General features: G+C 71.8%; 6 protein-coding genes. 2 read left to right on the plus strand and 4 right to left on the minus strand.

Annotated features, from left to right (window positions below):
- Positions 1-101: 101 nt before the first annotated feature.
- The 3 genes from ACWDAK_RS10730 to ACWDAK_RS10740 form a co-directional block, all read right to left on the minus strand.
- Positions 102-311, minus strand: a complete 210-nt coding sequence (locus ACWDAK_RS10730) for a hypothetical protein (protein WP_427396232.1) — start codon at positions 309-311, stop codon at positions 102-104.
- Positions 293-2059: an AfsR/SARP family transcriptional regulator gene (locus ACWDAK_RS10735; protein WP_427396231.1), complete on the minus strand. Its 1767-nt coding sequence runs from the start codon at positions 2057-2059 to the stop codon at positions 293-295. Before ACWDAK_RS10735 ends, ACWDAK_RS10730 begins: the two co-directional genes overlap by 19 nt.
- A gap of 159 nt (positions 2060-2218) precedes the next feature.
- The gene (locus ACWDAK_RS10740; RefSeq protein ID WP_427396230.1) at positions 2219-3160 is read right to left on the minus strand and encodes a Gfo/Idh/MocA family protein; all 942 of its coding nucleotides are present in this window, start codon (positions 3158-3160) and stop codon (positions 2219-2221) included.
- Positions 3161-3927: 767 nt separating this feature from the next.
- On the opposite strand from ACWDAK_RS10740, the gene ACWDAK_RS10745 reads away from it, so the two are divergent.
- Both ACWDAK_RS10745 and ACWDAK_RS10750 read left to right on the plus strand, forming a co-directional pair.
- Positions 3928-5991: a DegT/DnrJ/EryC1/StrS family aminotransferase gene (locus tag ACWDAK_RS10745; protein WP_344635998.1), complete on the plus strand. Its 2064-nt coding sequence runs from the start codon at positions 3928-3930 to the stop codon at positions 5989-5991.
- Positions 5988-6824 (plus strand): phytanoyl-CoA dioxygenase family protein, encoded by an 837-nt coding sequence (locus ACWDAK_RS10750; RefSeq protein WP_427396229.1) that lies wholly within the window; start codon positions 5988-5990, stop codon positions 6822-6824. The genes ACWDAK_RS10745 and ACWDAK_RS10750 overlap by 4 nt, the downstream gene beginning before the upstream one ends.
- Before the next feature lie 344 nt (positions 6825-7168).
- Here ACWDAK_RS10750 and ACWDAK_RS10755 read toward each other — a convergent pair whose 3' ends face one another.
- A complete protein-coding gene (locus ACWDAK_RS10755; protein ID WP_427396228.1) occupies positions 7169-7636 on the minus strand; it encodes a hypothetical protein in 468 nt (155 codons plus the stop codon).
- Between the last annotated feature and the right edge of the window lie 149 nt (positions 7637-7785).

Consider the following 7785-nt stretch of genomic DNA (forward strand, 5'->3'; position numbering starts at 1 on the left):
TCCGCCCAGCGCTCCGGCGCGGCCCGGGGATCTCCGCGCGGCCGCGCCTGGCGCCGGCTCGGGCCGGCGCCAGGCGCGGGAGAGGCGGTTGCCGCAGCGCGTCAACCGGACGACGGAGCCGCCAGCCGGTGGGCCGGGCGGTGGGCGGGCGCGGCGCGGTGCCAGGCGCGGCCGCCCGTGCAGTCCGCCTGCGAGACCTGTGCCGCAGGCGATTCGACGCGGTGCTCGGCTTCGAGCGCGTAGTCGGCGACGAACCGGTGCATCTCGAAGCAGCCCGGTGACGGCTCGGAGATCAGGGACTCGGCGACCATGCCGACCAGCAACTGCCGGCAGCGCGCCACGGCAACCCGGCGAGCGCGGCTGCGGCCTCGACCCGGACGCGGCGGTCCGCGCCCTCGCCCAGGCGCCGGAAGAGCCGGGCCGTTGCGTCGTCGAGCACCCGGTACGAGCAGGTCAGGGCGCGGCGCAGGTCGAGGTCGGGATCCGGGGAGAAGAAGGCGTCGAGGCTGTTCGCCGCGGTCCGCAGCTCTCCCGCGATCGACTCCAGCGGCCGGCCCGGGTTCAACGACGCGCGTGCGGCCGCGACCGCCAGGGCGATCGGCACCCCGCGGCAGGACTCGACGATCGCCTCGACGGCCCGCGCCTGGCCGGCCGTCCGGGACGGCCCGATGTGCCGCTCGAGGACGACACGGCCCTCTCCCACGCTGAACGGCGGCACGGACACCGGATGGGCGTTGTGGGTGACCAGCAGCTGTTCGAGCACGTTGCGGCTCGTGACGAGGGCCATGCAGCCGGGCGCCGACGGCAGCAACGGCTGGACCTGCTGCGCGTCCCTGGCGTTGTCGAGCACGATCAGGACCCTGCGGTCGGCCAGAAGGCTGCGGTATTTGCCGGTCAGCCCCGGGATGGTCGAGGGCAGGTTCCTGGCCGGCAGGCCGAGGCATTCGAGCAGGCAGCTCAGCGCGTCGGCGGGCGCGAGGGCCGCGGCCGAGTCGTCGAAGCCGTGCAGGTTCACGAAGAGCTGCCCGTCGGGGAAGCGCTCGGCCAGCAGGTGGGCCGCGTGCACGGCCAGCGCGGTCTTCCCGATCCCGGCCATACCGTTCATCGTCGCGATGACCGGGCCGGAGGCGCCGGCCGCGAGGGCCAGGATCCGGGCCAGCTCCTCGTCCCGGCCGACGAACACCGGCAGGCCGGGCGGAAGCTGGGCCGGGGCCGGGGCCGGGTGCGGGTGCGGGGCCGCGGCGGTCGGCGCGGGCGTGGTGTCCTCCGGATCCGCGGTGGCGTCCGTGCGAACGCTCTGCCGCAACACCGCGGTCTGGGCGGCGCGCAGCGCGTCGCCGGGCTCGATGCCCAGCTCCTCCGAGAGCGTGGTCCGGATCCGCCGGTAGATGTCGAGCGCCTCGACCTGGCGGCCGGCCGCGCCGAGTGCGCGGACCAGGGCGGCTTGGAGCTGTTCGTCCAGCGGATAGCGCTCCGCGGTCAGCCGGAGCAGTGGGAGCATCCAGTGCCCGTGGCCGATCCAGTGGTGGATCTGCGCGGCCTCCACCACCGCCTTGGCGTACTCGCTCTCGGCGGCCTGGAACAAGGCGGTGCTGGCGACGTTCTGCGGGCTGCCGGTGCCCACGGAGCCCCGCCGCAGCGTGAGTGCCTCGCGGTACAGACTCGCCGCCTGTTCCCAGTCGGATCGGGCGGCGCGGTCGCGGCCGCGTTCGACGAGCCCGCGGAACACGTGCAGGTCGACGGAGCCCGGATCGACGTCCAGCCGGTAGCCGACGCTGCTGCGCAGCAGCCAGCGTCCGGCGTCGCGCCGGCCCAGATCCGGTTCGAGCATGCGTCGCAGCGCACTGATGTGGTGGTGTATGACGTTCGCCGCGGTGGCCGGCGGGTCGTCCTGCCAGAGCAGGTCGCTGATCTCGTGGAGCGGGACCGACTCTCCGGCCCGGATCAGCAGCAGTGTGAGGACCGCGCACTGCTGCGGGCCGCCCAGGGGGAGCGGGGCGCCGTTCAGAGCGGTGCGGATCGGTCCCATGATGTCGAACGTGAAGGGGCCCTTGGACATGTCCCGTCCCAGTCGTGCGTCGGAGCCGCGGGATTCCGTGGCGATACCCGGTGCTGTCATCCGACACCCGCGCCGGCCTGCGAGCGGGCGTGCAGCGGATCGGTCGGCGCGAGCCGGGCCGCACGCCCGCGGGGGGCCGCGCGCCGACCCGACCCGCTCTCAGCCAACGGATGCCCCGGCGTTGGCGCCCGCCGGACTGAGCGCCTCGTCGATCCGGGCGCAGACCGTCTCCGCGGCCACCGCGTCCCGCCAGTGCGGCAGCTCGTCCGGCCCGCCCTCGACGAAAGCGAGGAAGGCCGCCATCTCGGCGCGGTACGCCGCGGCGAACCGGGACCGGAAATCGGGGTGCGGGCCCGGGACGGTGAGCGGCCGGGTGTCCAGCAGCGTGCGGGAGCCGATGAGCTCGGCATAGGCCTGGCAGCCGCCCGGACTGGCCCGCTTGCTCACCACGGAGCACACCGTCCCGGAGGCCAGCGTCAACGTGGTCACCAGGAGGTCGGCCGCCGCGCTGGCGTCGCTCTGGGACGCCGAGACCTCGACGACCTCGGACCCGAAGAGCCACAGGACCAGGTCGATGTCGTGGATCTGCAGGTCGAAGGCGAGGCTGCCGCCGGCGACCTGGTACCCCTGGGGCGGCGGGGCCCCGTCCAAGCTGGTGAACACGGCGAACCCGAACTGGTCGGGCTGGGCGCGGTACTCCCGTTGCAGTGCGGCGTACTCCGGGGAGAACCGACGTTGGAAGCCGATCCGCAGGGCCACCCCGGCCTCGTCGGCGAGCGCGCCGAGGCGTGCGCTGGCCTCCGGCTGTGCCGTGCACGGCTTCTCCAGCAGCACCGGGATCCCGAGTGGCAGCAGGCCGGCGGCCACGGCCGCATGGGTATCGGTCGGCGTACACACCACGGCCCCGTCCGCATCGGGCAGCCCGGCCGCATCCGGGACGACGCGGCAGCCGAGTGCGGCCGAGAGCGCCGCGGCGCGTGCCGGGTCGGGTTCGACCACCGTGACGTCGGCTCCGAGCTCGACGAGATTGCGGGCGTGGGTGCTACCGATCCTTCCGCCGCCGACGACGGCGATGCGGGGTCGGCCGATCTGGGTGCTCATCGTGAGGACTCCAAAGCTTCTCGGAACGTTCGGGTTCGATCGGCCGGCGCCGGCCGGCAGTGCTCTGCCGGCGGGGCGGGCCGGCGTCCCGCCGTGTGCAGCGGCTCCGGCCCCGTTGCCGAAGGCAGAACGGGTGACGGCGTGGCGCAGGCCCCAGATGACCGGCTCGTGGAGGAGGTTGAAACAGGCGTAGGTGCCCTCGGTCCGCCGGTGGTCGAACCCGACTGTGCGAAGGCGGAGGGTTGCGCCCCGGCGGGAGGCCAGCTGCATGCCGACCGGGTCGCCGTCGGACTCGGCCGGACAGCGCACGCCGCTCCCGGGCTGCCGGTCGCAATTGCGCAGCCACGGCACGCCGTCGTGCGGTGCGGGCCGGGGAGCGAGCCGCCGGTATTCCTCCGCGACCTCGTCGACACGGTGGTGTCGATCACGTATCGGCGTACGTCCATCCCTCTTCGTTCCCGCTGTTGTTGTCGTGAAAGTGGCTTTCCCGTAGCCAATCAGTCGCCGATGGATGGAATATCAATTCCGGATCTACAACTTTGCGTACACGTTGTTGATCTGACGTTGATCCGTGGCTGGTGTACTGGCTCTGTCCAGCCGGACCCACCCTCTGCGACGCAGGCCGGCGGCACAGTTCAAGCAGAAGATTGTCAATCGCGATATTGACGTCGACGAGGTCGGCAGTTCGCCTATGGCCGGCGCATCGTCATCCTCACGCAGACGTCTTGCGCTGTATTCACCATCCAGATGGATAGGACCTGACGCCGATGAACAATGCACCATCTCCGTCGTCCGGGCGAAAGGTTTCCTGCTGGCCGCGCTGGCCTGAAGCGGACGAGGACACCGAGCGGGCGGTGATCAGGGCACTGCAGAGCGGGCGGCTGGCCGTCAGCGGCAGCAAGAGCATCTGGCAGTCGCAGAACGTCGCCGCCGCGGCCACCGTGGCGCGGATGTCCGGCCGCCGGCACTGTGTCCTGGTCACCAGCGGATCGAGCGCGATCGTGACCGCGCTGCACGCCCTGGGTATCGGGCCCGGTGACACCGTGGCCATGACCGCGACCACGTGGGTCAGCTGCGCCACCTCGGTGTTGCGCGTCGGAGCCACGCCGGTGTTCTTCGACGCCACGCCCGAATCGCCGTGCGGCGACGTCGCGACCCTGGCCGAGACGCCGTCGGCGATCCTCGGCATCCATCTGTACGCGCAGCACTTCGACGTGGATGCGGCCCGGGCGCGGTTCCCCGGGGTGCCGGTGGTCGAGGACGCTTCGCACGCCCAGTTCGGGGCGACCGCCGACGGACGCAGGATCGGCTCGCTCGGCGACGTCTCCATCCTGAGCCTCCAGGCCACGAAGATCATCACCAGCGGCGAGGGCGGCGCGGTCCTCACCGACGACCCGGAGACGGCGGCCCGGCTGGAGTCGCTGGTCATGGACTCGCGCCGGCGCACCGATGTGGTGTCGCGCACCTCTGCCAACGAGTTGGAACCGGCGCACCTGCTCCACGGGGCCAACCACTCGCCGCCCGAGTTCGCCGCGGCGCTGCTCGTCGACCAGCTGGCCAGGTTCGACCGGCAGGCGCGGCGCCGTGCGGAGGGAGCCGCGATCCTGGCCGGGGCCCTCGACGGGAGCCGGTGGTCGATGGCCGCCGACCGGAGCGCCGTCGCCGGCGGAGCGTTCTACGGCGTCGCGGTGCGCGTCCCGGCCGGTGTCGGTAGTCCGGCCGAGGTGGTCGCGGCCGTGGAGGAGCAGACCGGCCTGATCCTCGACTCGGTGTACCCGCCGGTCGTCGAAGGGCCGCTGTACCTGCCGGAGACCATCAAGCAGTACGCCGCTCTGCGGGCCCCCGAAGTACCTCTGCCCCACTCCCGGACCTGGCACCGCGAATACGTGGTGGTGCCGCACCACGCCTTCCTCGCCGACGAGTCCCGGCTGGTCCATCTGGCGGCCACACTCCGGGGACTCGACCGGGAACCGGCCGCTCTCCGGCCCGCACTGCCGCGGGACCGTCCGACCATCGAGGTCGTCATGGTCACCAGGGGAGATCGGGACACCCTGGAAGCAGCCCTGGCCGGCGTGGCGAAGCAGGATGTCGATGCCGAGGTCAGGCTGACGGTGTGGGTGGACGCGGACCGGGTCCCGGCGGCCGTCGCGGACACGGGCTGTGCCGTGGTCACCCTGGGCGCCGACGGCATGCTGCCGAACGAGCCCTTCGCGCGGATCGCGGCCCTCCGGGAGCTGGCGGCCGCCGGGTGTACCGGGGACTTCATCGCCTTCCTCGACGACGACAACGAATGGGACCCCGACCACTTGTCCAGCCTGCTGGCCGTCGCCGACGCGGGCTATCCGGCGGCGCACTCGTGGCGGACCTTGATCGATCATTCCGGCTCGCTCGCCACCGTGGACCGTTTCCCATGGCTGCCGCCCTCTGAGGCCGCCGCCGAGCTGTTCGAGCAGCTGTCCGCGGTCCGGGTGCTGGAACCCGGCAGCCCGATCGTCCGGGACCGCGCCGTGATCCCCGCGGCGGGCCTGAACGGCATGGTCGACATGGGGGCATGGCTGCTGCGCCGCGATCTGTTGCGCCTGCTGACATTCCGGCGCACCCGGAGCGAAGCGGAGATACAGGCGCGGGTCGGCGAGGATGACATCCTGCTGGAACAGATCCGCCGGCTGGACATCCCCGTCGGATGCACCGAGACGCCGACCCTGAGATACCGGCTGGGCGGCATGTCCACGCCGGAGTACCGAAAGCCGGAATCGCCTGTACCGGACGCGACGTCGGCCGCACCATCCACGTCGGCCGCATCGGTCGTGACATCAGAGGTGTCGTCGTGACCCAGCACGTTCTCTCCCCCCGCCAGCTCTCCTCCTACCGGCAGTTCGGCTTCCTCAAACTGGAAGGCTTCTTCGACGCCGGAACCGTCGCCTCCCTCGAAGCCGAGGTGACGGCGCAACTCGCCAGTGCCTACGATCTGCCCACCGAGATCCCCGACGTGGTCACCGGCTCCATGGGGTACTACCTGCCGTTGATGGGGGAGGGCAGCGCCACGAGCCGGCGTCTTGCCGCCGGACCCCGTCTGGTCGAGCTCGGCGAGGCCCTGCTCGACGGCCCGGTCATGCCCAAGCCGGCCAAGGGGATGCTCTACAACGACGCCTCCCCATGGCATCGGGATGCCGCTGATCCTGCGCTGCGCGCCGTGAAGATGATCACCTATTTCAGTCCGTTGACCGCGGACTCCGGCGCGCTCCAAGTGATTCCGGGCTCTCATCGCGACGAGTTCAGCGACCAGCTCGCCGACTACCGGGCGGCTTGGCCGGCGGGCAGCCCCCTGGACGAAGCCGGTGAGGCCGACTGGTGGCCGGGGACGAGCCTGGACTGCAGGCCGGGCGACCTCATCGTGTTCGACGTGCGACTCTGGCACGCGTCCCTGTTCGGAAGGCTCCGGGCGCAGTGGAGCGTGTCGTACGTCGCGGTCCCGGGGACCGAAGTCGAGCGGCGGGCCGCCCACGACTACATCGACCTCTTCCTGCGGGCCGGCCACGAGTACGATGCCGAGCGGTTCCCCTACTACGACCCCGACTGGAGCAAGACGGACGGCCCGGCTTTTGCGGAGGCCATGGCCGATCTCGGCCTGATCCGGGTGGACGGCGCCGCGGCGGCCGACTGACGGCCCGAGGGGGCCCTGCGTCCGCTGTGCGACCCGGCCGCGGTGGACGACGACCAGGACGAGCGGTAGCCCCCGGCGGCCGAACGGCGGGGAACCGGCCGGTCGGGGTGTCGTTGAGCCGGTGTGCGGGCATCCTTGGGCCGGCCGGTCAGGGCGGGTCCAGCCGCTGACGGCTGGGCCCGCCTCTCCGCGAAACGCGAGCGTTCCCGAGACGCGGCCAGGGTTCATCCCTGGCGGCGGCCTTCGGGACCTGTGGGGCTCGGAAGGTCGTTGCTGCATGTCAAGCCGCATAGCAGTACTCGTTGATGACACCGCCGAGGATGCGGGTGCGCAGAAGTCGACGTTCAGAACAGCGCCAGGCCCTCGCTGCTGGTGTCCGGAACGACGGGCCGGAACTGCGCGGGGACGGTGTCGTGGCGGCCAGGCCCCGCGGCAGCGGCCACCGCCGGGGCTGTCTCGGCCAGCCAGGTGCGGAATCGGTCGACGGCTTCGCGGTAGGGGACTTGCGCCAGGATGCGGTGCTCCCCGCTGGGACAGTAGTCCACACTCAGGGTGATCATGCAGGAGCCGGGAGCGTTGTGACTGCCCGTCCAGGAAGCACGCAGTTCACCGCAGGGCTTGCGCCCGCGGGAGCTGTGGGGCACGCGGTGGGTCGGGCGCAGCGGTTCGCCGACCAGGAGTGCGGTCAGTGCCGCCAGGTGCGGCAACGGCAGCGTGGTGCGGGCGCGGCAGCCGGGGCAGCGGTGCCAGTGCCGCAGCCAGTCCTCGGCGTGGGTATGGAAGAGGTACGCGTAACGGCTGGTCACGTACACGTCGTTGCGGTAGAGGTAGTTCGGCCGTTCCCGCGTGTTGCAGGACTGGCAGACGGCCCGTTAACCGAACTAACTTTGGCATATTCGCAGGTCAGAGGCATGATCTGTTAGCTTCCCTGGGTGTTCGAAACTGATCGTCCCGAGCGGGA

The organism is Kitasatospora sp. NPDC001175, assembly GCF_053598215.1.